This is a genomic window from Chroococcidiopsis sp. CCNUC1 (genome assembly GCF_023546805.1).
Lineage (GTDB): Bacteria > Cyanobacteriota > Cyanobacteriia > Cyanobacteriales > Chroococcidiopsidaceae > Chroococcidiopsis > Chroococcidiopsis thermalis.
The window spans coordinates 254,260-278,477 of the sequence record NZ_CP097481.1 but is presented as its reverse complement, the minus strand read 5'-3'; the positions used below and the strand labels follow the sequence as shown (position 1 = coordinate 278,477).

The window sequence follows — 24,218 nt, the reverse complement described above, 5'->3', positions numbered from 1 at the left end:
CAGCATTCCCTGTCACGGGCTGATTTCACTGTAAAGAAAGATTCTGAGGAAGTTATGAGGAACCCGTGTTTCTGCCTGAGAAATACGCGATCCCTTGAGGCGATCGCCAGCTAATCCTTCTATTAAGGCATTCTCCAATCAAAAGGAATATGTTTGCTCGACTGTCCCTCAAAGGGATGGGAATAATCAAAGCCAATGGCGTGACTCTCCTTTACAACACCCCAAGTGGCAACCTGTCCAGGACCAGTCTCAGAACCAGGTGGATTGTACAACTGAACGCGACGGTTCGGGTCTGCTGTTGGTCCAGAGAGTGCCTCAACATCTGCTATAACTTTCCCAGGAATCTCGGCGTGCCAATAGCTCAGGTCGTCTGCGACTTTAACTTCGATGGGCGCGAACTCAATCCCGCGAATTTCGCTGAATAGCTTGCTGAACTGGCTTGGCCAACCTCCAGCTTTACCTGTAAAGATCTGTTCGAGGGCATAGCGCTGGCGTTCGTCAGCCTGCTCGTCAATGTAAAATAGCAATTTCATAGACGGAGTGAGGTCTTCCACCCATTGGTTTCCCTCCACCTCTCCGATAGCGATGATACTCAGACCGTCGAGATTGATGTCGTCGAATTGTCCCTCATGCACTTGCCATACTAGCGTGAATAAGCAGTCACCGTAAGTTGGCTCTTGAGCAAACGTGCAGGGACATGGTAGTTTGCAGCTACAGACATCGAACCATTCACCTTTCAGATACCACCGGATATCAGTCATTCTTTGTGCTTTCATAGCGGTAAATGATCTCCATTCAGTAATTGAACAGTCAAGCTTGGAAAATTAGAGGGTAGCTCTATCGAATCTAGTCAAGATCTTAAGTTCTCCTCTCAGCTGAAGAGTCAAGAAACACAGCATAAAAATTAATATTGGTTTGGCTCATCTTCTTCTATCCATTTCCCAACTCATCATCTGGCGGCGTGCAAAATAAAGTACTAAAGGCGGCAAAATCATCCACTGAACTACAGCAAGTGAACTCATACCAAGACCTGGTACGGCTAAAACTGGAACTCCGTAAGTTTTAGAAACGTTCACCCGGTAGGTTTCTGTAATGAGAGTGATAACCAAACCAGTACCAGTAAAAAGCAGCGTTAATTTTCGCCTTGGGTTGAGTATCCAGTAGCGAGAACGAGCTAATGCGCTGACGATCCAACCACTAATAAGGGTAATGACACCATCACCAAAAGTACAGTGAGTGAGATCTTTGATTTTGTCTAAAAAAGAGGGATTTCCATAGAATTCATAATAAGGGGCTTGCCAAACTTCATAAACAAAATTAATGAGAAAAGAGAATATAAATAGATTCGCTTCTGGGGTAGCTAGGCTACGAACAATCCATTGAGAGATGAATTTATTTAACATAATACTTGTTTAAAACATGTTATATTGTTGGCAAATGTTTCTATTTAAAAAACATACATTATTTAAATTTTATTTTCTATTTATTTATCATTTGTCTCGAATTAACTAATTTATAATTTCTTTTTACTACTCTCTCGATTTCCTTCTGAAGGAAAAAGTTTAAGGTAGTTCTTAAAATAATAATTATTCCCAAATTACCCAACTCAGTCCACGTACGAGAAATAGTAGTGCGGACAATATCAGCTGCAAGCTCAAACTCAAGAGATAGTGCGAGCCACGTACCAAAACGCAGCCGCACTATCTCCTTGAAATCTTCAGATGAATTGCGATTGTAGAAAAACAACTCGATCGCACGAACAGTTGCTTCAATGGTAGCCAGTCCAATTAGTAAAGCAGCACTTGCTTCAATCCCAACTGCTAGATAAACCATTAATCGTTTGAAGTTAAATAAGTTTTCCAACATAGAATTCCACAGAGCATTATTTGTCTTGGTTACTGTTGTATCCCATGTATCCCACGGTTTATTATCGGGGATATGACTTTTATCCTCTAGCAGTAGTTGTCTCGAAATTGCCACTGCTGTTAGAGCCTTGCTGCCATTGCCTCTAGTCGGCGAATACGCTCTACAGTTGAGGGATGGGTAGAGAAAAGATTAGAAATGCCATGTCTGCCGCTAAAAGGACTAACCTGAAACAGGTGTGCTGTGGCGGGAGTGGCATTATTCATTGGAGTTGCCCGCGCACCTGCTTCAAGTTTACGGAGGGCATTCGCCAATGCTAGTGGATTACCGGAGATTGTAGCTCCACCTGCGTCGGCTTCAAATTCCCGCGATCGCGAAATTGCCATCTGAATTAGCCCAGCTGCAATAGGAGCGGTAATTAGCAAAAGCAGTGCTACAAACGGATTGCCATTGCGACTGTCGCTGCGTCCTATAGGTAGCCAGTAAGCCATTTGAGCCAGATAGGTAATTGCTCCAGCGATCGTAGCAGCAATTGTTCCAGTCAGAATGTCATTGTGCTTGATATGTGCCAGTTCGTGACCAATTACCCCTTCCAACTCCTTCCAGTCGAGTATCTTTATGATGCCCGTTGTGACTGCAACTGCTGCATGTTTGGAGTTACGACCTGTGGCAAAGGCATTGGGCTGCTCTGATGGAATTATGTAGACTTTTGGCATTGGCAATCTAGCACGGCTAGCAAGGTGGGCAACTATTTCCCATAACTGAGGCGCATCGGCTTGTTGAATTTCTTGAGCTTTGTAGAGCTTGAGAATAAGTTTATCTGAGAACCAGTAACTAAAGAAGTTCATTGCTAATGCCAGAATGAAAGCGATCGTCATCCCAGATTGTCCGCCGAGAACCCGTCCAACCAGGACAAATAAAATAACGAGTAGTGCCATCAAAAAAGTTGTGCGTAGAGCATTCATAAGTAATTTGTACAACTGTCAAGGAGCAAATGTTTTGGCTAGAATGGAGCAGTGGTTTCAGTGAGAGAGATGTCCCATAAATGCATTCATTAAACTAGGTGCATGGCAAATCAGCAAACAAGCTACAAACATAACTATCATGCCTAGTAGATTGTTAACTAGCTTGTATATGCTGATATGACTAGCTTGAAAGTTGGAATTGGTTTGTGTTTCAGTCTTACAGTCGTACATGAAATTTCACCTATTTAAAAATAATTTTTCGATAGTAAAAAACTCTATAGTAGAAACGCAAATACAATGAAATATTTTTTTGATTGTATTTCACTCAGTATATATTTACAGTCGTCCTCAGTTAGAGTAAATTAAAATTATGAGGAAGTTATGAAAATAACTTCTGATTCAGATAATGCTTTAAAACTTTGTATATTGGTAAAAAATTTGCTTCATTTGGTCTGCTGTTACCATATAAATTGCAACAATTACTCCTAGCAATGAAAGAAATGAAGCAGGTAGAGGCTGAAGATCGAGCAATCCTGCTACAGGAACGTACGGAAGTATAGAAGTAATAGCAACGATCGCTAGCGTGGTTGTCAATAAATACTTACTGGGTTGACTTTTGAAAAAAGGCTTGCGGGTGCGAATCACTAACACGATCGCCGCAGCAGAAATAACTGACTCTATAAACCAACCAGTTCTAAATTGCTCCGGTGTGGCATGTAAGATAAACCATAGTGTCCCAAAAGTGAGGTAGTCAAACACAGAACTGATTAGCCCAAATACAAGCATGAAGTTACGGATAAATTGAATGTTCCAGCGGCGAGGTTTACTAACCATGTCTCGGTCTACGCTGTCAGTGGCAATTGTCATCTCTGGAAAATCAGTTAGTAAATTGGTCAGTAGAATTTGCTTGGGTAACAGGGGGAGAAAGGGTAAAAACAGCGAGACACCCGCCATGCTAAACATATTGCCAAAATTGGCGCTGGTTGCCATAAACACATACTTGAGCGTGTTAGCAAAGGTCGTCCGCCCCTCTTGAACCCCTTGCACTAGCACTCCAAGATCTTTTTCTAGTAGCACAATATCAGCCGCTTCTTTCGCCACATCCACGGCACTGTTGACAGAAATACCAACATCGGCGACGTGTATGGCTGAAGCATCGTTAATCCCATCTCCCAAGTATCCTACTACGTTGCCAGCTTTTTTCAGTGCCAGAATAATACGTTCTTTTTGGTTGGGTTCGACTTCGGCAAAGATATTCACCTCGTTGACTCGTTTGAGCAGTGCTGCATCGCTGGTTTGATGCAAGTCTGAACCTGTGAGAATATCAAAGTTTGTCATTCCTATTTGTTGAGCGATTTTAGTAGCCACCCGTTGGTTATCACCCGTAATAATCTTCAACGAAATTCCAAGGTTCTCTAAGTGGTAAATTGTGCCAGTAATACTTGTCTTGGGTGGATCGGCGAAAAGCAGGAATCCAAGAAAAGTCATTTCAGCTTCCAGAGCTTTGGTGATATTTGTGGTAGAACCAAGATCTCGGCAAGCAATGCCTAGAGTACGAAAGCCCTGCCTGCCGAATTCCTCGTAACGTTGCTGGATCGATTCCAACAAGGGAGTAATGTCGGCAATCGCCCCATTTGGGCATTGCACCGACGAACAAACCTCTAGCACATTTTTTAGCGCCCCTTTGGTAACTAGCAAATGAGTACTATTTTTAGCAACCAGGACGCTCAATCGCTTGCGAATAAAATCATAGGGACTTTCGTCAAGTTTTTGATACCCCGATAGGTCGAACTGACAATGGCTGCGAATTGCCTCATCGATTGGATTTACATAGCCAGTTTCATAGAAGGCGTTGAGGTAGGCGTAGAAGAGAACTTCCTGGTTTTCATTGCCATTTACATTTAGCGCCGAGTGTATTTGCATGGCTCCTTCAGTTAGGGTGCCAGTCTTATCAGAGCAAAGTACGTTCATACTGCCAAAATTTTCAATTGCAGCCAAACGTTTGACAATTACGCTTTGACGAGCCATGCGTCTAGCACCGTGAGCTAGGTTGACACTGATAACTGCTGGTAGCAATTGTGGGGTTAATCCAACCGCTAAAGCTAGCGAAAAGAGAAAGGCATCCAAAATTGGACGTGCTAGGTAGACGTTAATCGCAAAGATAGCAATGACTAGCATGAGCGTAACTTCCATTAAGAAATAGCCAAAACGCTTAATCCCCTGCTCAAAATCTGTTTCTGGCGCTCTGAGTTTTAGCCGCTCGGAGACTTGACCGAATTCTGTATATTTACCTGTACGTACAACCACTGCTTCAGCCGTACCGCTGACTACATGCGTTCCCATGAAAAGGACATTTGTACGCTGACTTAGAGGAGTTTCTATTGGCAAAATACCAGCTATTTTAGCAACCGGATAAGTTTCTCCTGTTAAAGCTGCCTCATCAACAAAGAGGTCTTTGGATTTCAAAATTAGGCAATCTCCAGGGATTGTTCCTCCAGCATTCAAGATAGTTATATCTCCGAGAACAATCTCTTCTACAGGAATGGTTTGACGATCTCCATCACGCCGGACGCTGACTTTAGCTTGGACAATTGCCAGCAACTTCTCGACAGCATTAGCGGCTCCCCGTTCCTGCCAAAATCCTAGCAGACCGCTAACACCAACAATTCCCAAGATTATCAAACCGTCAATGTGGTCGTGGACGAAAAAAGACAATCCAGCAGCAAATATCAAAATTAGGACGATCGGACTTTGAAATTGTGCTAGCAGGAGTGTCAAGGTATCCGATTTCCGCTTGGGCTTGAGAAGATTGACTCCATAGTGCATGAGTCGTTGTTTAGCTTCCTCTTTGGTCAAGCCTTGGGAAGTCGTCTGAAGTTCCTCCAGCAAATTCGCAGTAGGAATACTCCAAAATGGAGATGGTAGATAATTCATAAAGCTATGGTAGATAGGCATTCGTAACGTACTGCTGTACCATGCGGTGGGTATTAAAAAATGAGGCATTCAGCGCGATGGCGTGTCGCATGATATCAACCCACCGCTCGCGCTCCTGATAAAACATTGGAGCGATCGCCTTTTTCAATTTTTGATACAAATCCTCGGCATCGTCGCGGTTGAAGTCATCTGACTTGGAAAGCTCTGGTTCTTTGCTACCAATCGCCCAGCCAGTAACTCCTTCGATATGCCCCTCAATCCACCAACCGTCCAATATGCTGAAACTAGGAACGCCGTTATGTGCTGCCTTCATACCCGATGTCCCAGAAGCTTCTAAAGGTCGTTGCGGCGTGTTGAGCCAAAGATCCACTCCAGATACAATTAGCCTAGATAGTTCCATGTCGTAATCCTCCAAGAAAACTACAGGTATCTGCCCCTGTAGTTGGTGCGATACTTCAAATATGCGTCGAATTACCTCTTTGCCAGGATTGTCTTTAGGGTGTGCCTTACCAGCGAAGACAAATTGTATTGGACCGACTTGTTTGGCAACTTCCACAAGCCGATCGATATCCGAAAAAATTAAGTCTGCTCGCTTGTAAAGCGTTGCCCTACGAGCAAAACCAATTGTGAGAGTGTCTACAGATAGCGAAAGATGAGTTCGTTCCTGAATCAGAGCAAACAGACGCGCTTTAGCTGCCAAGTGAGCTGACCAAATCTCTTTTTGAGGAATGCTGATTGCGTGTCGTAGCATCGATGGATCGTTGCTCCAGCCAGGAATGTATCGCTCGTAAAGGGATCTAAAACTGTCGCAAGTCCACGTCCACGAATGGACTCCATTTGTAATGTGATGGATAGGATAACCTGGAAACATTTCCTGGGATACTTCTTCGTGCCGCTTGGCTACACCGTTGACGTAGTGGCTTAGGTTCAGCCCCAGTACGGTCATGTTGAGGCGATCGCGTCCCCCCAGCATTTGCAGTACGTCGAACGGTATAATCTGCCCCAAACTATACTGCACCAAACCATAGTTAAACTGGTCGTGTCCTGCGGGCACGGGGGTATGAGTAGTAAAGACACATTGGTTTCTGATGCTGCTAAAATCCCACGCCTCTGCATTCTCGCCGTTGCGTTTCTTCAGCAACTCCAAAACCAGCAAACTAGCGTGTCCTTCGTTCATGTGAAATCTTTCGATCGCGTTGTACCCCAAGACGTGGAGCATTCTCACCCCACCAATTCCCAGCAGGATCTCCTGAGCTAACCGATATCGCTCGTCTCCACCATAAAGAAAATCTGTGAGGGTGCGATCGCCATCAGTGTTTCCTTCAACATCAGTATCTAGCAAAATCAAGGGGACGCTGTAGCCACTCAAACCAACAATGTCATACTGCCAAGCTCGAACTTGCACGCTTCTTTGTTCGATGTCTACTTGAATAGTTGCAGGCAAAGGATGTAGGAAGCGATCGAGACTCCACTGGACGGGTTGTTCCTGTTGTCTGCCCCACTCATCCAGTTTTTGGTTAAAGTAACCTTTTCGATAAAGGAGGCTTACCCCAACCGCAGGAACGTGTAGATCGGCAAAGGATTTCAAAGTGTCGCCAGCCAGTACACCTAAGCCGCCACTGTAAGTTGGCATGGCGGAACCAATAGCCACCTCCATCGAAAAATATGCAATCCGTCGATTCTCTTTAGCCTCTTCGTAGTTAGCGGTAGTTAATGCTGCGGTATATCGCTCTGGGTACTCAAAAAACTTATTACGACAAAAATCGGAGCAGAAGTGAATTTTTTGCTCTCGGTAAAACGCAGTCACTTCTGTCTTAGGCTGAACGGTCATGCCACAAACTGGGTCTTTTAAGATAGTGCTCATGAATATTCTCTCCTGGCATTGCTTATCTATTGCCATACAAACAAAACCCAAAAGTTATTTAGTTTTCCGCGCTCTATACAAAGCGAGAGTACCGAATAGGGTTATGTGTCGATCTGTTTGCTGAGTGTCTTCAAATCCAGCTTGACTAAATAATTCTGGCAGTAATCCCTTGACGCTATCTGCTGTGGTATTAAAGCCATCAAGCATCTGTACGAGCAGGAATGCTACACGCATTAACGTGTTTTGAGGTTTTCCCCAATCAGCTACATGCAACTCCCCACCTGGTTTTAAGACTCTAAACACTTCTTTTAAGGTGCGAACTTTGTTGTCTCGCGTCAAATGGTGAAACACAAGACTTGAAAGAACTCGGTCAAACGAATTGTCAGGATAAGGAAGTTCAAAAGCCATACCCCGATCTAAAGCAATTTTCAAACCAGTTTTTACAGCTTTAGCTTTAGCAATTTCAAGTACTTTTAGATCGCCATCAAGCCCAACAACTTTTGCTTCAGGATGAGTTTTTTTGATTAGCAGAGTTAGCGTTGCCGTACCGCAGCCGAGATCGAGGACTCGATTGCCTTTTTCAATCCCAGCTTGCCTTACTAATTGGCGCTTGAAGGCGAACTCACCCATAGTCCACTTTAGTAAAGGATCGTATAGAGGAGTCAACCAGTCGTATTTGAGAGCTGGAATGTATTGATTGCGATTCTTGTCCATAATTTAATTTTACTGACCTCTATCTCATGGGAACAGCGTCTGTACTTACAACGAGCCGAGTGCGTTTAACTCAATAACTTTTTCCTCATCCGAGTGCGATCGCGCTCAATATACCAACAAATTCAAAAATTCTGCTTGTGCTGCCTTTCCTCTTTACTCAATCGAGCGAGCCGAACTTAACCGATGAGTTGAGCGACTCGAAGGGCAGACGTAATAGCTCCTTCATGCAGACCATCCCCAAGATAGGCTCCTGCATGGTACGTGTTGTTCTCCCCATTGGTGGCAATCACTTCATCTCGGTATCGAAAAGACTCAGTGGTATATAACGGGGTATGGTGTTCCTGAACGTGAATGATGCGATCGTCGGCAATTAACTCCTCTAGTTGGAACGATAAGAAATAATGCTGAGGCGGCGAGATGCCGCAAAGTTGATTCAGGTAGCCGTTATATCCCCAGCGGCTGTCTGTCTGGAAGAAATCAAATTCTGAGGGTTGTTGGATGCCATAGCGGGCGTACATGGAAGCATCCGTATGAACTAAGGTAGTTGCATAGTTAGGTTTCCAGGCAGAAAATCTTTTGATTTCGGCATCGGTCGGATCTGCTAACAGCACCATCACCCGATCGGGTGGTGTAGCAAACACGACTTTATCAAACTCCTGAATTTCACCCGTCGATCGCACAATTTTCACAGCATCTAAGCTTCTAAAAATACGGTCAATTTCTACGTTCAGTAAAACTTCACCCTTAAATCGTGCCAGGATTTTTTCGATATAAGAATACACGCCGCCTTTAATTCTGACCCAGTTGACTGCGATATTGTCGCGCAAAACAGGAATCGCCAATTCTGCTGGAAAATCATTAATGAGTTCAAAAGGCATTGAGTAGCTGTACATGACGAGCAACTTTAGCCATGTATTGCGGATACACGGGCGTTTCAAGTATTGCGAGAGCGGGCGATCGTAGAAATCTTGCAGGTCAGCAAATCGCGTTTTGAGCCATAACCCAGCGGAACGGGCGTAGATGGTATCGAGCCGCAAAGATTCGATCGAGCGCCGGATACCTGTAAAGTTTTTCCCGATCGTGACTCCCGATAAAAAGCAGCTACCATCTTTGAGAAACATGGCTGAACCGATATTGACGGGTTCTAGTTCCACTCCTAGCTCTTGCATGAGAGCGATGAAGTTGTGAAACACAGTTGGAAATTCGAGTGCTCCACTTTCCAAAACTTCATTGCAATCGGATTGGTTTGGTTTCACGTTTTTGTTGAGCGTCCGAATATGCCCCCCTAGAATAGGCTGGCGTTCAAAAACGGTGACATGATGCCCTTGTTTATCGAGCAGGTAGGCTGTGACAATACCACTGGCTCCACCCCCAATGACAGCGATTCTCATGGTTGACCTCTTAATTGATGAAATGGATGATATGCGAGCCTCTGTTTAACCGTTGCCTAAGATCGCGTCGCCAGATAATCGTTGATAGAGCAGCGCTCCCGTCCAAACTGTGGGAGCAAAGCCTGGGTAGCCGGATGAGGCATTGCAGAAATAAAAATGGTTGAGTGAAGTTTCGTGATTCAGTCGCCCCAGACCCATATTGCGTGGGGTCAAACTGGAGCCGTAGGAATTTCCATAGGGACACCAACAAAAGCGTTCGTTGGTGGTAGGGCTGCCCGTGATGTGGAAGACCATGTGCTTTCTAAAATTCGGCACGTAGTGTTTTTCCACGACATCCAGGATGGAATCTAAAATTTCTTGCTTTTTTTGGTTGTAGGCTTTGCGATCGCTTTCTCGTAATTGCTTGAAGTATTTGTAGTTGGCAACAGTGAGGAATTCGACAATTTGACAATCTTCTGGACAATCCCGCCGTGCATCTGTGAGTAAGGTAGGCGTTGTAATGGCAAAACTAGGATTAGAAAAGTCATTGCGCTCGTACATTTGAGCAAAGGCTTCATTCAAATCCTGATGTCCTGTATGCGAGAGATTCCACTTACCAAACCCATAGTCTCGAAGATCCAGGTCTCGGACAACGCAATAAGCCATGAAGTTGGACGCAGAATACTCGTAGTTGAGTTTTCGGCGCACTTTTTTGGAGAACTTGTCCTCACCGATCGTTTTGGCGGCTTTTTTAGGATCGATGTTACAAATTACGGTATTGCCAGTAAATTCATGAGTTTGATGGGTGGTAAGATCCATCGCCTCAACTCCCGTAACCGTTTTGTCTGCGACTCTAAAATTCGTGACTTCATGGTTGAGCAACACTTGTCCCCCACGCGATTCGATCGCGTTGACGAACGAGTTAATCACGTGTTCAAAATGCTGAGTTGGGTAAAATGCACCTGCTTGATAGCCCCTAAACAATGCGACCCAGGCATAGAACGAAAGTTGATTTGGAGGTAGTAAAAAATCAAGCCATTGCAAGGCTAATAGGGTTTGAGCAGCTTGCGGCAGTTGAAACTTGTCAAATACATCCTGGAGCGTGCTGTTATAATATTGGACGGCACAGAATACTTCATTTGGATGTTTGAGGAGTTCGGTTGGTTCGATCGGCGGGGCGAGTATTTTCAAGCCTGCGCCAGTTTTCTCAACTTCGTTGATGAATCGGCGAATGCGATCGCTATAGCCAGGAAACATCACGGACAATCGCTGGATCAGTTCCTCCGGCTTTGAGGGAATATCCAACGCATACCTCGGCATTCGCATACGGTCGAAGCCGTTCGGGTCATATCGCTCAAAGGTCACGTCCCGATCCAAACCCAGTTTTTTGAGTACCCGATTAACTGTTTGCCCTTCACCGCAGTCCCAAACATAGTGGAGTTGGGCATTAAACGTATATTTTTTAGCCATTGTAAATGTGTGTCCAAAGCCCCCTGGATGCTCGTGAGCTTCGAGAATTTGCACGCTCTTGCCGGAGTTTGCCATCAAAGCACCAAAGACCAATGCCGATAAACCACTACCGACAATCAGGTAGTCCGGTTTCATAAAATCGTTCCTCGAACAATAAACATTTTTATGGTATTGCCATAGCGCCTATAGCTTAAAAATTGCTAATTTAATAGAACGATCGCGTTAGCACCGACCGTCTTAACCACGGTGGTACTTTCATGTAACCCGTTCCGTCTCGCTATTTGGACGGTAATCCGCACAGTCAATTGCTTTCTCGGTTAGCACGGTTACTGGATGAACGGTGCATTTGAGATGGGGATTACTGCTAAAATATCGACAGCGATGACACGGAACCTTGTGACGCGGTTTGAAGCTAAACGATCGCTGCTGCATCTGCTTGGGAATACGGGCATAAATTGAAGCAGCAACCGCCGAGACGATCGCAAAGCCGATTGTAAAGCCGATCGCGATCGGGAAGGCTGCATTCAGCGCAGGAGAAGTTTCAATCCCCTGATAGTTCGGAGGAAGTGAATTAGACGGCTGAGTCGTTATCGATTTTGCTTCTATTTGCATTGCTTCCATAACTTTACTTGCCCTCCTAATTCTGTCAGCTTGAGTTGCCCAAGGTTGAATATCACTTCACTCAACTTTTGCGATGCATCCGCTCTGATTAGCAACCTCGACGACGAGATGCTCTATGTCGATTGCTAGGACGAGGCGCGCAGTAATCTAAATCCGGTGAGGATTGAAAAGAGCCAACTAGGATCTGACGTTTGAACGCGCCACCGTCAAATACTGCTTCGGCTGAAACATCTAGTGTAAACTCTTGCAAAGTGCTGATTTGCCGATCGCCAATCTTGACAAGATGCTTCACCACGTAAATCGGTGCCCAGGGGCAGCAGTAGTAGTGACCCAAGCGTGCGCCAGAACGATTGGTTGCGTAAGTAATGTCGCCTCGTACCAGAGCAGAATCAATGTCTGTCTGAATCGCTAGCGTTTTTTCTGGTTCGGGATCGTACTTCCAAAGAAGATCGATCGCCTCTTCCGTTTCGGCAGGTCTCTGCCAGTCGTCGCGCACTGCCGGATCGGTCAGACACCAGGGATCGAATCCAGCTTTTCCTGGTAACGGTCGCGATCTCTGACTGGCTGAAAAGGATGAACTCGATCGCATTTCAAAAGTCTGGCTGCGATCGAGCAACTGCGGCATTGCTAGAATTTGTCCCAGGTGATAGTACTGCTCTAGGGCAGATTTCGCATGTTGCTCGACTTTCTCATGCACTTCTTGCGGTAGATTAGGTGCCCAGAGTTGTTCGGCGTATTCCGCCTCGCTGGTTGCACTTGCCAGAAGCTGGTGGATTTGATTCACAACAACTTGCTTATCCGCTGGCAAAGCTTCAGATTCAAATGCTGCGATCGCAGCTTCGGTATGAGTTCGCAGTAGACGGGTTGCAGCGATCGTGCCATCTAGATGAGTGTTTGGACAAGACTCATTTCCACCCCAAGCTGGTAAATTTGCTGGCAGACTCGCATCCAAACGGTAATCTGGATTGATTCCAGCTTGATACGCTCGATTCAACCAACTCTCAACTTGAGTGTAAAAAGCCAACGCCTGTTCTGCCGTTATAGGTGGCACGTACCCTGCTGTGGTAGGATTTGCTTCGTAGTCAGCTTCTAAGAACCGATCCCCAAGGGTTTGAAGTACAAAAGCATTCCAGGCACAAAGAAATTGAGCTTGGGTTGCCGGATCTACCGTCCAGGGATTTAAGGATTGAATTTTTAGAGCTAAACGGCGTTCCTCCACTTGCCGGAGCAGATCGTAAACCGCTTGACCTGCCCGCCGATAGGCTTCTAGAGTGTCAGCCGCAACTTCCCCTTGAACGAGTGCAAGGAATTTTCCCAAAATACCAGTTCGTTCTACCATAATCTCCTCCATTGATTTTTTATCTTGAGGTGATTAACTACTGCACGGTTAGCACCGAGCAAGAAGCATGGTGGAGTACATAGTTGCTGACACTACCCAGAACTAACCGTTCCAAACCTGAAAGCCATCGCCGCCGTCCGATGACAATTAAATCTGCTTTCCATGTATGAGCAATCTCACAAATGGTTTGACCGGGTGCGCCGGAAATCTGGTTGCACTCAGCGGATACACCTGCGGCAGTTGCTTTTGCTACAAACGATTGCACCATCTCTAATCCTTGCTGAGAGAACTTCTCCCACTTCTTTTGGTAACGTTCTGTGGCTTCTTTATCTTTGCCTGGATAATAAACCTCTAAGGGATCTAATGGATCTGGACAGCCCTCTTCATCGGGGCATAAAACGTGTAACACCATGAGGCTAGCTCCGGTTAGCTTTGCTAGGTTAAGTGCTTTCTCAAAAACACGTTTACCAGCTTTTGAACTATCTGTAGCAGCGATGATTTTATCAAACATGAAAACCTCCTCAGTTTCAGACTGAGTTTTAGAAAACGCGATCGCTACAACTAGAGCATTTAGGTAGCTATGAATCTGCTTTTGACCGAGCATTTCAAAAGCGTGTCAAGCTATTGTTGAATTGCTTTACTTTTTGTTAATGCTTCTTGCAGTTTTGCTTCATCCTCTTTCGATAAAGAAGTTTGCAAAACTTTGCCTTCAAATTTGCTTAAATCTTCTAGAACCTTATCTGGTGTGGACTTTCTCACAAGTATAAAAAGGGCAGATGTTCCAGGTTCAATGGTGTCGCCAACTTCTTTAATGAAATTGTCGTCAATCCCAATATCAGTCAGCGTTCCTGAAAGCGCTCCAACAGCAGCGCCAAGCGCCCAACCAATTAGGGGATGAAAGAACAAAAAACCAAATATTAATCCCCAAAAACCTCCACTCAGTGCCCCAGAAGATACTAATTCTTGAGTTTGCTTAACTTTGACTTTGCCTGTTTCATTCCTGACAACAACAGCAGCATCTTCTAAGTCGATCAGATACTCCCGCTGTAGTTTCATCAAATCAATGAGCACTTCATCTGCCTTAAATTCGTCTTTGAAACCGATGACTATTAAATCGCTCATAGTTTCACCCCCAATCTGTAATAAATTTCGATTATCTTTGCTTGAAATAGTTGTGGATTTGAACCACCACGACAATGGCGGTACTCATGGCTAGGAAAAAGGGAAGAAGACCAACCATACAGAGTTTCCAATTCATCGGCTCGGTAATCTGGGTGAGTTCAGAACGGAAAACATCACTAAAAAACGCGATCGCTGTTTTTGGCACTAGGATGAAAAACAAGATACCGATGACATAAAGTAATGCTACGATCTTGCTTGTAGCAACAGTCAGCGATAGCGGATCTGGCTTGATAAGCGAATGCTGGCGATCGCTTTACCTTTTTTTAAGTTGTACGAGCGGCTTCATGGCGCGGCTTTCGTGATTTCATTCAACAACTTTTCCGTGTAGTTCGCTCTCAACAAATGAGAAATACAGTTGAAGTTTACCTAGTTGCAAGACTGTTATAGAGCCGAGCTAATAGGGCAGCGTATAGAGCCGGTCCAAGCGACCAAAATAGAAGTCCAGCTATAAAGCTTCCCCAGGTAACTACTCTGGCTAAATTGGTTAGGTCGATGTGAAGGATATAGCTGAAAAAAGCCATTGCTGCTTTTGGCACTACAGCAATAAACAGGACGCAAATGGCATAGACCAAACCCGTGACGATCGCTGTGGCAATAGAGAGCGATCGCATTCTTAATTTAGTAGAGTTCCTATTTAGGTGACGGTCTTCCCGCTCGTGAGTGTTTGATAACATAGTAGACCTCCAATTAATTTGATTTTTTAAAACTAGTTATCGATCGAGACTTATGATTCAGCACTTTTGTAATTCCTTCCGACAGCACTTTAAAATTTAGGAGTGTTTGTCTCTGCGATCGCTTCTGCTACCCCAACGGGGGAAAAAAGCTGGTGTATTCTCGGCATAGCGTCGATACTCGTCGCCAAATTCAGCTAGTGCATCGCGCTCTTCCTGGCGTGCTAATCGCACGTACATCAATACCAACACCGGAAACATGAGTAGTGTCAAGATTGTAGGCCACTGGAGCAAGAAACCCAGCAGAATAGTGATGAAAGCAATATATTGGGGATGGCGAATCGTCGCATAGGGTCCACTTATTGCCAGCGTGTGAGTTCGCTGAGCTTTATATAAAACTTCCCAGGCAGAACCAAGATAGATGATTCCACCAAAAATCAGTACATTGCTTAAAAGGTGAATTGGGTTCCAGTGGGGATCGCCTTTCCAACCCAACAACGTCCACCAAAGATGTCCGACATCATGGGAAAAAATATCCAGCCCTGGATAGCGAGTTTGCAGCCAGCCCGATAGTAAGTAAAGAGTCAATGGAAAGCCATACATTTCCGTAAACAGCGCCACAATAAAGGCAGAAAAAGCTCCAAACGAGCGCCAATCGCGGGGACTTTTTGGTTTGGTAAAGCTGAAAGCAAAAATGATGAATACTAGTGAATTAACGATAACCAAAAGCCAAAGTCCGTAAGCGGGTATATCTCTCATGGTTGTACCTTTCTTACTATTTAGATTGACTTACTCATACAGGCATTTCAGGGGCGGTATATGTTGCTACCACCATTACTATTTCCACTTCCACCGCCATGCCCACCGTGTCCGCCATGCATAAATAAATGCATGAGTATACATAGTCCCAAAAGTAAGAATAATGGTGGGAGACCAAGTATATGCGCCCAATGCTCTGTTATCAGTAGAAAGACAATAACAGCGAGGAAGACAAACAAGGCGATTTTGACAATTGAGATCTTAGAACTAGATTGATTGTGTTGGTGAGCCATAAAGTTTTTTCAAGTTGTAGTAATTGAAATTCCAGACTTGTCTATAAATTCCCAGCAAAGTACGACTCGAAAATTACAGTTCTAGTTATCGATCTACTGAAGGTAGCATCAAGGGTGAATGGTTTTCGACTGGTTTTTTATGAAAAGATGACATTGACAGAGGAAGGGACATTAAGAGAACCCCCAGGGGCAAAGCAAAGAGCAAAATAGAAACTATAGGTAAGCGATAACCTGCTACTAGCAAAAAAGTGGAGGTAGCGAAGGCGACGAACAGTGCTTGCTTTGTAGATAAGCTATTAAGTGAAACGGGATAATGCTGGCGCTGGTAACTCATAAAAACCTCTCATTACCGATCTATGACTATGTGTTGGATAACTTAAATCCTTTTAACAGCGACGAATTAACAATCACAGATAGAGAACTCAAAGCCATCGCAGCTGCGGCAATAATTGGACTTAAGTAACCGAAGGCAGCAATGGGAAGCCCGATTGTGTTGTAGATGAAAGCCCAGAACAGATTTTGTTTAATCTTACGCATGGTGGCGCGGGAAAGGCGAATTGCTGCCACGACATCGCGCACGTCGTTTTTCACTAGAATAATGCCCCCTGTCTCTTTGGCAACATCGGCACCAGAGCCAATAGCAATACCAATATCAGCGGTCGCGAGTGCAGGAGCATCGTTTACTCCGTCACCTACCATTGCAACTACTTCGCCGCGTTGTTGGATTCTCTTCACAACTTCGGCTTTATCGCTAGGTAACACTTCGGCAATCACCCGATCGATCCCCACTTGACGGGCGATCGCCTCCGCAGTGCGTTGGTTGTCTCCAGTCAGCAAGACAACTTTGACTCTTTCACGACGCAGGGCGGCGATTGCTTGTTCGGCTTCGGGCTTGAGCGTATCCGCTACTGCAACAATCCCTACTAGTAGACCATTGCAACCAACCAGCATGGCAGTTTTGCCATCCATCTCTAATTGAGACAATCGGCTTTCCACCTCTGGAGTCAAGGAATAGCCTTGTTGTTGGAACAAACGGCGATTGCCCAAGATGACGCGATCGCCATTGACTTCTCCTCGAATACCGTGTCCGGGAATCGCTTCAAAATTATTGACTTTAGGAATATCTATCGTCTGATGTTTAGCTGCCCGCACGATCGCCTCACCTAAAGGATGTTCCGAACCTATTTCCACCGCAGCCGCTAGCCGCAGAACTTCATCTTTTGGACGTTCTGACAACTGAACCACGTCCGTGACGCTAGGCTCGCCTTTAGTCAGCGTTCCAGTTTTATCAAAAACTACAGTAGAAAGCTTTTGCGCCCGCTCTAGAACTTCACCACCTCGGATCAAAATGCCGTTTTCCGCACCTTTGCCTACACCTACCATCAGAGCAGCAGGAGTGGCTACTCCTAAAGCACAAGGACAGGAAATAATTAGTACCGCAATAAATGACAGTAAGGCTTGCGGAAAATTCCCTACTAGCAACCAGCCCACAAAGGCAAGTACCGCAATAATGACGACTGCTGGAACGAAGTAACCAGTCACTGTATCTGCCAGCCGCTGAACTTGAGCACTGCTGTTTTGCGCCTCTTCTACAAACTTGATGATTTGTGCCAGTGCTGTTTCTGCCCCCACGCGGGTGGCTCGGAAGTGGAAAAGTCCCGTGCGGTTTAGCGTTCCACCAATCACCTCTGCTCCCGCTCCTTTCTCTACCGGAATTGATTCTCCGGTTAGCATCGATTCATCCACAGAAGAAGCCCCATCTAAAACAACTCCATCCGTGGGAATTCGCTCTCCTGGGCGAACGACAATCGTTTCGTCAACCATGACGCTCTCTGCTGGAATTTCCATTTCCATGCCGTCCCGAATCACTTTGGCAGTTGCAGGCTTTAGATCCAATAGTTTGCGGATGGCTGCTGAGGAATTCTTTTTGATGATTTCCTCCATGTACTTGCCCAACAAAACAAAGGCAATGATAATGGCAGATACTTCAAAGTAAACTTCGCGCTCGGCAACTTTGACAGGTAGGATGTTAGGGAAAAAGACTACGACCACGCTGTAGATGTAAGCAACCGTTGTGCCTAGCGCGATCAGGAAATCCATATTGATGTGGCGGCTGCGAATGGCGTTCCACGACCCGACGTAAAACGACCACCCACCGATGAACTGAACTGGTGTAGTCAGGATGAATAGCCACACGCCCCAAGTGAACCAAGGTAGGGCTGGAATGGGAACCCAAGTCACTAAAGTTACACCTGCTGCCAGACCAATGAAAGCAGCGGCACGCATGATCGCCAGTAGCAGCACTCCCGTTAAGGCAATGGTGACGCGCTTGCGCATCGATTTGAGTTCTCTTTCGGGATCTAAAAACGTGTTCAGGCAACTTTGACTGCAAAAATAGTAAGCGCGCCCACTTCGTTCCGTCTTTAGTGATGTGGCTTTGGGAATCACCATACCGCAGATGGGGTCTTTCGCCATCTCATTTGGATTCGGTGCTACTGCGCTTCCATGCTTATGTCCGTGATGCGAGTGGTTTGTAGCCATTCTGTCAGCTCCTTGGATGAGTTTTAGAGGGAGTTCTGGCTTTGCTTTATTCTGCTGTTTGTGACTCAAAAGTACGCTGGCAGTGGGGACTGCAAAAATAATATGTCTCCCCATCCCGCTCTGACTTGAGCGCGGTAGCTTTCTCAACTGTCATGCCGCAAATAGGGTCTTGCGCCATCTGGTCGTTGCTTTGTTTGCGCTTACGCCTAAGAAATCCAAACATATTTAACTATCCTCTTGTAGCTATGCAAGAAAAAATGGGTTCAGGGTAGAGGTAGGGGTCTCGATGGGAAGACCGCCAAGATTAAAGCGGTAGGTCGCTCGGAACTAGCGATCGCCCGACCGCCCCAAGATAGCCAAGAAAACTAAGTTACTAACCAGAGCAGAGATTAGTTAACATGGTAGGTGTAGACACGTCCGGAGTCAGTGATGAAACTCAAAGACGCTCGTCATATGTCAGCTTCTGCCCAAGAAGCGCTAAGGTATCGAGTCGTGAATGCGATTGAAAATGGCATGAGTAAATCAGAGGCATCGCGTGTATTTCAGGTGTCGCGCACGGCAATACATCATTGGACAAAAGCTACAGCGACAGAGGGAGCAAAAGCATTAAAAGCAAAAAAGCGTGGTCCACGCTCTAGCTCGCGGTTGCTACCTCATCAAGCAGCAACGGCAGTCAGGCTAATTGAGCAGAAGTGTCCGGATCAATTAGGATTGCCCTTCTATTTGTGGACGCGCGAAGCGGTGCAACAGTTTCTGGCAAAGCGATTTGAGCTATCAGTGTCAGTGTGGACAGTTGGACGTTATTTGAAAAAATGGAGCTTTACGCCACAAAAACCACTGCGACGTGCCTATGAGCAAGACCCTTTGGCGGTTCAGCGATGGCTAGAGACTGAATATCCCCAAATTTGTCGAGATGCTCACCGCGAGGGAGCCGAAATTCATTGGGGTGACGAGATGGGAGTGTGTTCTGACTATCAAGCCGGACGTAGTTATGGGCGTTCTGGACAAACACCTATTGTATCGGCTACAGGCAAACGGTTTCGCTGTAATTTAATCTCAACTATTACCAATCGTGGCAAGTTATGCTTCAAAGTGTTTACACAACGCTTTGACACTACAGTCATGCTCGATTTTCTGCGTCGTTTGGTTCGTCATAGCGCCCAGAAGGTATTTTTGATTGTCGATGGTCATCCAGTGCATCGTTCTCGTGCAGTGCATAAATGGCTAGAAAAACACTCCGACCGCATCCGCATGTTTTTCTTACCTGCTTACAGTCCCGAATTAAACCCTGATGAGTTACTCAACCACGATATTAAAGCCAATGCTGTCGGACGGCAACGCGCCAAAAACAAAACCGAGATGATTGGCAACATCCGCAGCTATTTACGTAGTACACAACGTTTCCCTCACGTTGTGCAAAACTTCTTCCACGAGAAACATGTTGCTTACGCAGCTGCCTAAACTGTTCACTATTCTATGCTCTGGTTAGTAACTTTGTCTAGGAGTAGCCTGATACCAGGCTCGATACCATTGCAGCATCTGCTCGATTTCAGCAGTTTGAGTTTTAATCATGGATTGAGCTAAGTTGCGAAGTTCTGGCTGAGTACCGCTATTAACAACCATCCGCGACATCATCACTGCCATTTGGTGATGGGGTATCATCTCGCGGATAAATGCCCGATCAAAGTCAGAGGCATCCTTCAAAGTGTCCAAATGCATCTCCATACCTGGGCGCATAGACGTTCCCATCATTCCTTGCCCTCTGCCCATCATTCCCATGCCAGCCATCGGTGCAGCAGGTACTTCAGTGCCGTACCACTGTTTGTACCAGGTCTGCATTTGCTCGATCTCTCGATTTTGGTCTTTGATGATGTTTGAAGCCAGTTTTTTGATTTCTGGGCGTTTGGCGCGGCTTAATGCCAGCTTAGCCATCTCCACCGCATCCTCGTGATGGGGTATCATCATTTCGATGAAGTGCCGATCGACTTCCTGCATCATCGTCCCTCGGCGAGAGGGGTAGCTTGAGCAGAAGAGGGGTGATGCAGATCTTGTTGCGTTCTTGGAGATTGAGCTTGCGTGCCCTCTATAGCGGTACTGGCGATCGCGCTAGCGGTCAATAATCCTAAGAGAGTATAAATTAATACTTTATTCATAGCTTCACCTGACTAGATGAATAACCGAAATTGTCTTTAGTTGCGATCCTAAGTTAAGACTATGAGGAAGTTATGAGTGGACGAGTCAACAAGAGGCTTCCCTAGCGCCCGTTCCCAGATTCAAAGTAAGTTGCAACAACGTAACGCTTTTAACACAAGCATTGTGGGTTCAAGGGAGTTCAATCAAAATTTATTCAGGATAGTAACTTTAATGGCTGAGGGCGGAGAGTAGGTATATTTTTCTTAACAGGATACTGCACTGCCATCACGGTGCAGGGAGCGTGGTGAAGCACGTAACTGCTGACGCTACCTGGCACTAATTCGCGCCAAACCGAAAGTCTCCGCCGTCCCACTACGATCAGATCGGCACCCCAGGCACGAGCTACTGCACAAATACATGCACCAGGACCGCCGAGATTTTGGGTAAATTCTGCCCTCACCCCAGCAGCAGTTGCTTGGGCAGTGCGCGATCGCAATAACTCTAGCCCTTGCTGTTCGTACTCCTGCCAATGCTTTTGAAAGCTTTCTACAGCGGCACAGATTGCTTTTGGGTCGTAGTTCCAACTATTACGTCCGGCAACAAGAGGATTATCCTCTTCGTCAACTGATAAAACGTGCAACAGCAACAAACTAGCTCCATTAGCTTTTGCCAAAGCAAGAGCTTCCTCAAAAACATGCCTGCTAATTTCAGATTTGTCCAGTGCTGTGAGGATTTTTTGAAACATAGGGCATTTAGGATATGAGAAGAAGTGTGAATCGCTTAGTCATTTCCCGCAAATATTTCAATCGAAGTTTCATCTTTTACCTTTTAAAAGTTTTTTCTATATTCTTTTTTCGGAGAGTTGGATTTAGAGGTGCGAGAGGGCAAAATTCGCCTACTTTCATTGTTTTCTTGCCTCCGGCTCGGCTTGTCTTTCAGTCTGCAATCCAATCAAAGGGAACGCTAAATGCTGCTGCCCCAATCCGATTTCTTTCATAGAAATCGTCTAGAACGGGGTGCTAACTTTCCCTTACTTTCTGAGCTTAGGCAGACAATCTGAGGAAGTTATGAGGAAGCGAGAATAGAGCTAGAGGTTCCCGCAGAGAAAATGCAATCGCATCCAGCTAACTTAGATTGATGAAGAGCGGCTCGTGCAGCACGATATAGAGAATCTAGATCGGTTCCGTCATCAGGATATTGAGCGATGCCAGCACTGACCGTAACCCGAAACTGACGATCTCTGTCAGTTGATGTAAACCTTTGCTGACGTAGAGTTTGCGAGACTCTAAAAAGTCTCTCTACTCCCTCCGCTTTAGTTGCGCCGTATAGGGTAACGACAAATTCTTCTCCAACCCAACGGGCTACCACAGCCTGTTGCTGAAAAATCTGCCGCAGTAACTGCCCGCATTGACGCAGTACAATGTCTCCAGTACTGTAGCCATAGCGGTCGTTGATTTGCTTCAGGCAATCTATGTCTAGAAATGCTAAACAAAGCGGTTGACCTTGTTGACGAGCTAGGCAAAGCAGTTGGTTGGTGGCTTGCACGGACTTCTGACGGTTATACACCATTGTCATCTGGTCGATCTCGGTTCTACTCCGCAGGAGTTGAATGCGTTCTAGGCGATTGAGAATGCGGCTAACTAATTCTGGACCTACAATAGGTTTACTAACGAAGTCATCCGCGCCTGTAGCAAACACTTGATTCACGGTGGAGCTATCTATATGAGCCGTCAAGAAAATAATGGGCAAACTACCCCAGTGGGAATCGTTGCGGACAATTCGACAGAGTTCGATGCCGCTAACGTTCGGCATTCCGACATCCAAAATTAGCAAATCCGGTAGCGTTGCTTCTAGAATCTGGCAAAATTGCTGTGGATCTTCCAGAGTCGTGACTTGCAATCCCCAAGGCTCTAATAAGGTGCGTAGAGCTGCCAGGATTTTTGGATCGTCGTCTACTATCATGACACGGACTGCTGTAACGCCGCAAATTCCTATCTGCCGAAACATTTCTACTCGTTGCTGTACTTGTAGAACTGCTTCTAACGTTTGGGTTGGAGTGACTGGCTTATGCAAAAAGGCTTGTCCACCGAGTCTAGCCACTTCTAATCGTTCGGTTAAACTACCTTGGGCAGTACAGACCAATACTGGTATGGGGGGTGTCCAGTTGTTAAGTTTTACTAGCAACGTTAGGCTGTCTTCTGTAGGTTGGGCAATAGTAGGATCGAACAGGGCAATGGTGGGGCTTTGCTCTTCCAGTCTAGCTGTTGCTTGAACGAGGGTTGAAGCGATCGCTCCTCGAAATCCCCAGCTAGCGGCTTCCTTCACGACCTGTTCTGCCCAAGGGCGATCGCTATCCACTACTAATAATAGGGGGCGAGGATCGCTACCATCGATCGGTTCCTCGTAAGTCGCTACATTCAATTCTTCAGGGGCTTGTTTGACTTCTTGGCGCAGAGCAGCCACCAGTTCGCACAGGCAAACGATCTCGTTTTGCTTTAGAGATTCGCCCGCTTGAAGCAGCCGCTCAATACGATTAGCTAGTTGGGAACCTTCAGTAAAACCAAATGTACCCAGCGAACCAGCTAAGGTGTGGGCTTCCTGTTCTGCCTGCTGCCGCAACTCCCGATCCAATGCCTGATTCATTAAAGCAGTAGCAGCTTGTTGGAGTATTTCTATCTGTTTGTTAACTCTTGCTTTGAATCGATTCCAAACTCCGGACAGGGCTGTTAGCGTCTGCTGCTCAATAGGTTCGTCCTTAGCAGTGGATGGCAAGTTAAATGATTCTAACTGACGATTTTTAGCTTTCGACTCTAAGGGTTTTAGGCGATAACCAATGCCATAGACAGTCTCGATCGAATCAGCCGGAGCGCCTGCTGTTCTGAGTTTTTGTCGTAAAGTTTTGATATGAGTTCTAACGGCATCTTCACTAGGAACATCCTCATATGCCCATAGATGGTCTTGGATCGCACCATAGCTAAACACTCGCCGACTATTGCGTAAAAATAGTTCCAGCAGCGCATACTCTTTAGGGGTGAGTGACAGCAAATTTTCTGCATACGTCACTTCACCCGTTGCTGGATTTAGTTGCAAGCTTCCCCACTCTAGAACTGGAGCAGGATTAACGCTTGCTCGACGTAGTAGAGCACGGATGCGAGCGAGTAACTCCTGCTGTTCAAACGGTTTTACAATATAATCGTCTGCTCCAGCATCTAACCCAATTGCTTTATCTTGGCTGTTATCCTGACCTGTAAGCAGCAGAATTGGCATCTGATAGCCGTGCGATCGCAGCCGCTGGCAAAGACTAATGCCATCTAGTTTTGGCAATAAAACATCGAGTAAAATGAGGTCGTAGTCATAAACTTCAATTAATTCCCAAGCTATTTGCCCATCTGCAGCAACTTCCACAGCATAGTTATGCCTGGAGAGAAGTAGAGACAGCACGTTTGCAACAGCTTCGTCATCTTCGACAACTAGAATCTTCACAGCTTGTTACAGATGT

Annotated in this window: 25 protein-coding genes; 1 reads left to right on the top strand and 24 read right to left on the bottom strand. The window is 45.7% G+C overall.

Features of this window, described 5'->3' with window-relative positions; translation table 11 throughout:
* Positions 1–12: 12 nt before the first annotated feature.
* The 20 genes from M5J74_RS33025 to M5J74_RS30670 all read right to left on the bottom strand — a co-directional run bounded on the left by M5J74_RS33025 (position 13) and on the right by M5J74_RS30670 (position 18,809).
* Positions 13–138 (bottom strand): hypothetical protein, encoded by a 126-nt coding sequence (locus M5J74_RS33025; protein WP_256498803.1) that lies wholly within the window; start codon positions 136–138, stop codon positions 13–15.
* Complete coding sequence (locus M5J74_RS30755) at positions 123–776, bottom strand: DUF1326 domain-containing protein (protein WP_371934111.1); 654 nt, start codon at positions 774–776, stop codon at positions 123–125. Before M5J74_RS30755 ends, M5J74_RS33025 begins: the two co-directional genes overlap by 16 nt.
* 144 nt (positions 777–920) lie before the next feature.
* Complete coding sequence (locus tag M5J74_RS30750) at positions 921–1,403, bottom strand: hypothetical protein (RefSeq protein ID WP_250017348.1); 483 nt, start codon at positions 1,401–1,403, stop codon at positions 921–923.
* A 76-nt stretch (positions 1,404–1,479) separates the two neighbouring features.
* Positions 1,480–1,980 carry a DUF1622 domain-containing protein gene (locus M5J74_RS30745; protein WP_250017347.1) on the bottom strand — a complete coding sequence of 167 codons (501 nt, stop codon included), beginning with the start codon at positions 1,978–1,980 and terminating at the stop codon, positions 1,480–1,482.
* Between the two features lie 5 nt (positions 1,981–1,985).
* Entirely contained in the window at positions 1,986–2,828 is an 843-nt protein-coding gene (htpX, locus tag M5J74_RS30740) for a zinc metalloprotease HtpX (RefSeq protein WP_250017345.1), read from the bottom strand.
* A 411-nt stretch (positions 2,829–3,239) separates the two neighbouring features.
* Positions 3,240–5,762 (bottom strand): magnesium-translocating P-type ATPase, encoded by a 2,523-nt coding sequence (gene mgtA, locus M5J74_RS30735; protein WP_250017343.1) that lies wholly within the window; start codon positions 5,760–5,762, stop codon positions 3,240–3,242.
* Between the two features lie 4 nt (positions 5,763–5,766).
* Entirely contained in the window at positions 5,767–7,626 is a 1,860-nt protein-coding gene (gene glgP, locus M5J74_RS30730) for an alpha-glucan family phosphorylase (protein ID WP_250017341.1), read from the bottom strand.
* A 54-nt stretch (positions 7,627–7,680) separates the two neighbouring features.
* On the bottom strand, positions 7,681–8,340 hold the full coding sequence (locus tag M5J74_RS30725; RefSeq protein WP_250017339.1) for a class I SAM-dependent methyltransferase: 660 nt from the start codon (positions 8,338–8,340) through the stop codon (positions 7,681–7,683).
* Between the two features lie 176 nt (positions 8,341–8,516).
* The gene (locus M5J74_RS30720) at positions 8,517–9,731 is read right to left on the bottom strand and encodes an FAD-dependent oxidoreductase (protein ID WP_250017338.1); all 1,215 of its coding nucleotides are present in this window, start codon (positions 9,729–9,731) and stop codon (positions 8,517–8,519) included.
* 45 nt (positions 9,732–9,776) lie between these two features.
* On the bottom strand, positions 9,777–11,315 hold the full coding sequence (locus M5J74_RS30715; RefSeq protein WP_250017336.1) for an NAD(P)/FAD-dependent oxidoreductase: 1,539 nt from the start codon (positions 11,313–11,315) through the stop codon (positions 9,777–9,779).
* A 120-nt stretch (positions 11,316–11,435) separates the two neighbouring features.
* Positions 11,436–11,801 (bottom strand): hypothetical protein, encoded by a 366-nt coding sequence (locus M5J74_RS30710; RefSeq protein ID WP_250017334.1) that lies wholly within the window; start codon positions 11,799–11,801, stop codon positions 11,436–11,438.
* Positions 11,802–11,889: 88 nt separating this feature from the next.
* Positions 11,890–13,140, bottom strand: coding sequence for a hypothetical protein (locus tag M5J74_RS30705; protein ID WP_250017332.1), 1,251 nt, complete (start codon positions 13,138–13,140; stop codon positions 11,890–11,892).
* Positions 13,141–13,177: 37 nt separating this feature from the next.
* Positions 13,178–13,651 carry a universal stress protein gene (locus tag M5J74_RS30700; RefSeq protein ID WP_250017330.1) on the bottom strand — a complete coding sequence of 158 codons (474 nt, stop codon included), beginning with the start codon at positions 13,649–13,651 and terminating at the stop codon, positions 13,178–13,180.
* 110 nt (positions 13,652–13,761) lie between these two features.
* Positions 13,762–14,262: a DUF1269 domain-containing protein gene (locus M5J74_RS30695; protein WP_250017329.1), complete on the bottom strand. Its 501-nt coding sequence runs from the start codon at positions 14,260–14,262 to the stop codon at positions 13,762–13,764.
* 31 nt (positions 14,263–14,293) lie between these two features.
* A complete protein-coding gene (locus M5J74_RS33765) occupies positions 14,294–14,533 on the bottom strand; it encodes a DUF5676 family membrane protein (protein ID WP_371934118.1) in 240 nt (79 codons plus the stop codon).
* Positions 14,534–14,684: 151 nt separating this feature from the next.
* Positions 14,685–14,996 (bottom strand): DUF5676 family membrane protein, encoded by a 312-nt coding sequence (locus M5J74_RS30690; RefSeq protein ID WP_250017328.1) that lies wholly within the window; start codon positions 14,994–14,996, stop codon positions 14,685–14,687.
* Positions 14,997–15,092: 96 nt separating this feature from the next.
* Positions 15,093–15,752: an isoprenylcysteine carboxylmethyltransferase family protein gene (locus M5J74_RS30685; protein ID WP_250017327.1), complete on the bottom strand. Its 660-nt coding sequence runs from the start codon at positions 15,750–15,752 to the stop codon at positions 15,093–15,095.
* A 47-nt stretch (positions 15,753–15,799) separates the two neighbouring features.
* Positions 15,800–16,045, bottom strand: coding sequence for a DUF2933 domain-containing protein (locus M5J74_RS30680; RefSeq protein ID WP_250017326.1), 246 nt, complete (start codon positions 16,043–16,045; stop codon positions 15,800–15,802).
* Between the two features lie 360 nt (positions 16,046–16,405).
* On the bottom strand, positions 16,406–18,520 hold the full coding sequence (locus M5J74_RS30675) for a heavy metal translocating P-type ATPase (protein ID WP_371934117.1): 2,115 nt from the start codon (positions 18,518–18,520) through the stop codon (positions 16,406–16,408).
* A 112-nt stretch (positions 18,521–18,632) separates the two neighbouring features.
* Entirely contained in the window at positions 18,633–18,809 is a 177-nt protein-coding gene (locus M5J74_RS30670; RefSeq protein ID WP_250017324.1) for a YHS domain-containing protein, read from the bottom strand.
* Positions 18,810–19,015: 206 nt separating this feature from the next.
* On the opposite strand from M5J74_RS30670, the gene M5J74_RS30665 reads away from it, so the two are divergent.
* Positions 19,016–20,047 (top strand): IS630 family transposase, encoded by a 1,032-nt coding sequence (locus M5J74_RS30665; protein WP_250013510.1) that lies wholly within the window; start codon positions 19,016–19,018, stop codon positions 20,045–20,047.
* A 24-nt stretch (positions 20,048–20,071) separates the two neighbouring features.
* On the opposite strand, the gene M5J74_RS30660 is transcribed toward M5J74_RS30665, so the two are convergent.
* The 4 genes from M5J74_RS30660 to M5J74_RS30650 form a co-directional block, all read right to left on the bottom strand.
* On the bottom strand, positions 20,072–20,584 hold the full coding sequence (locus M5J74_RS30660; RefSeq protein ID WP_371934110.1) for a DUF305 domain-containing protein: 513 nt from the start codon (positions 20,582–20,584) through the stop codon (positions 20,072–20,074).
* Positions 20,581–20,739 (bottom strand): hypothetical protein, encoded by a 159-nt coding sequence (locus M5J74_RS33760; RefSeq protein WP_371934109.1) that lies wholly within the window; start codon positions 20,737–20,739, stop codon positions 20,581–20,583. Before M5J74_RS33760 ends, M5J74_RS30660 begins: the two co-directional genes overlap by 4 nt.
* A gap of 194 nt (positions 20,740–20,933) precedes the next feature.
* Positions 20,934–21,464 carry a universal stress protein gene (locus tag M5J74_RS30655; RefSeq protein ID WP_250017323.1) on the bottom strand — a complete coding sequence of 177 codons (531 nt, stop codon included), beginning with the start codon at positions 21,462–21,464 and terminating at the stop codon, positions 20,934–20,936.
* A gap of 320 nt (positions 21,465–21,784) precedes the next feature.
* On the bottom strand, positions 21,785–24,202 hold the full coding sequence (locus M5J74_RS30650; protein WP_250017322.1) for a response regulator: 2,418 nt from the start codon (positions 24,200–24,202) through the stop codon (positions 21,785–21,787).
* Positions 24,203–24,218 lie beyond the last annotated feature (16 nt).

What these genes read in the sequence shown, in the direction of transcription:
- M5J74_RS30655 (WP_250017323.1), bottom strand. Translation starts at nt 21,464, where the DNA reads ATGTTTCAAAAAATCCTCACAGCACTGGACAAATCTGAAATTAGCAGG.
- M5J74_RS30755 (WP_371934111.1), bottom strand. Translation starts at nt 776, where the DNA reads ATGAAAGCACAAAGAATGACTGATATCCGGTGGTATCTGAAAGGTGAA.
- M5J74_RS30660 (WP_371934110.1), bottom strand. Translation starts at nt 20,584, where the DNA reads ATGATGCAGGAAGTCGATCGGCACTTCATCGAAATGATGATACCCCAT.
- M5J74_RS30695 (WP_250017329.1), bottom strand. Translation starts at nt 14,262, where the DNA reads ATGAGCGATTTAATAGTCATCGGTTTCAAAGACGAATTTAAGGCAGAT.
- M5J74_RS30720 (WP_250017338.1), bottom strand. Translation starts at nt 9,731, where the DNA reads ATGAGAATCGCTGTCATTGGGGGTGGAGCCAGTGGTATTGTCACAGCC.
- glgP (WP_250017341.1), bottom strand. Translation starts at nt 7,626, where the DNA reads ATGAGCACTATCTTAAAAGACCCAGTTTGTGGCATGACCGTTCAGCCT.
- M5J74_RS30710 (WP_250017334.1), bottom strand. Translation starts at nt 11,801, where the DNA reads ATGGAAGCAATGCAAATAGAAGCAAAATCGATAACGACTCAGCCGTCT.
- M5J74_RS30670 (WP_250017324.1), bottom strand. Translation starts at nt 18,809, where the DNA reads ATGTTTGGATTTCTTAGGCGTAAGCGCAAACAAAGCAACGACCAGATG.
- M5J74_RS30680 (WP_250017326.1), bottom strand. Translation starts at nt 16,045, where the DNA reads ATGGCTCACCAACACAATCAATCTAGTTCTAAGATCTCAATTGTCAAA.
- M5J74_RS30700 (WP_250017330.1), bottom strand. Translation starts at nt 13,651, where the DNA reads ATGTTTGATAAAATCATCGCTGCTACAGATAGTTCAAAAGCTGGTAAA.
- M5J74_RS30665 (WP_250013510.1), top strand. Translation starts at nt 19,016, where the DNA reads ATGAAACTCAAAGACGCTCGTCATATGTCAGCTTCTGCCCAAGAAGCG.
- M5J74_RS30715 (WP_250017336.1), bottom strand. Translation starts at nt 11,315, where the DNA reads ATGAAACCGGACTACCTGATTGTCGGTAGTGGTTTATCGGCATTGGTC.
- M5J74_RS30685 (WP_250017327.1), bottom strand. Translation starts at nt 15,752, where the DNA reads ATGAGAGATATACCCGCTTACGGACTTTGGCTTTTGGTTATCGTTAAT.
- M5J74_RS30750 (WP_250017348.1), bottom strand. Translation starts at nt 1,403, where the DNA reads ATGTTAAATAAATTCATCTCTCAATGGATTGTTCGTAGCCTAGCTACC.
- M5J74_RS30725 (WP_250017339.1), bottom strand. Translation starts at nt 8,340, where the DNA reads ATGGACAAGAATCGCAATCAATACATTCCAGCTCTCAAATACGACTGG.
- mgtA (WP_250017343.1), bottom strand. Translation starts at nt 5,762, where the DNA reads ATGAATTATCTACCATCTCCATTTTGGAGTATTCCTACTGCGAATTTG.
- M5J74_RS30705 (WP_250017332.1), bottom strand. Translation starts at nt 13,140, where the DNA reads ATGGTAGAACGAACTGGTATTTTGGGAAAATTCCTTGCACTCGTTCAA.
- M5J74_RS33760 (WP_371934109.1), bottom strand. Translation starts at nt 20,739, where the DNA reads ATGAATAAAGTATTAATTTATACTCTCTTAGGATTATTGACCGCTAGC.
- M5J74_RS30690 (WP_250017328.1), bottom strand. Translation starts at nt 14,996, where the DNA reads ATGTTATCAAACACTCACGAGCGGGAAGACCGTCACCTAAATAGGAAC.
- M5J74_RS30675 (WP_371934117.1), bottom strand. Translation starts at nt 18,520, where the DNA reads ATGGCGAAAGACCCCATCTGCGGTATGGTGATTCCCAAAGCCACATCA.
- htpX (WP_250017345.1), bottom strand. Translation starts at nt 2,828, where the DNA reads ATGAATGCTCTACGCACAACTTTTTTGATGGCACTACTCGTTATTTTA.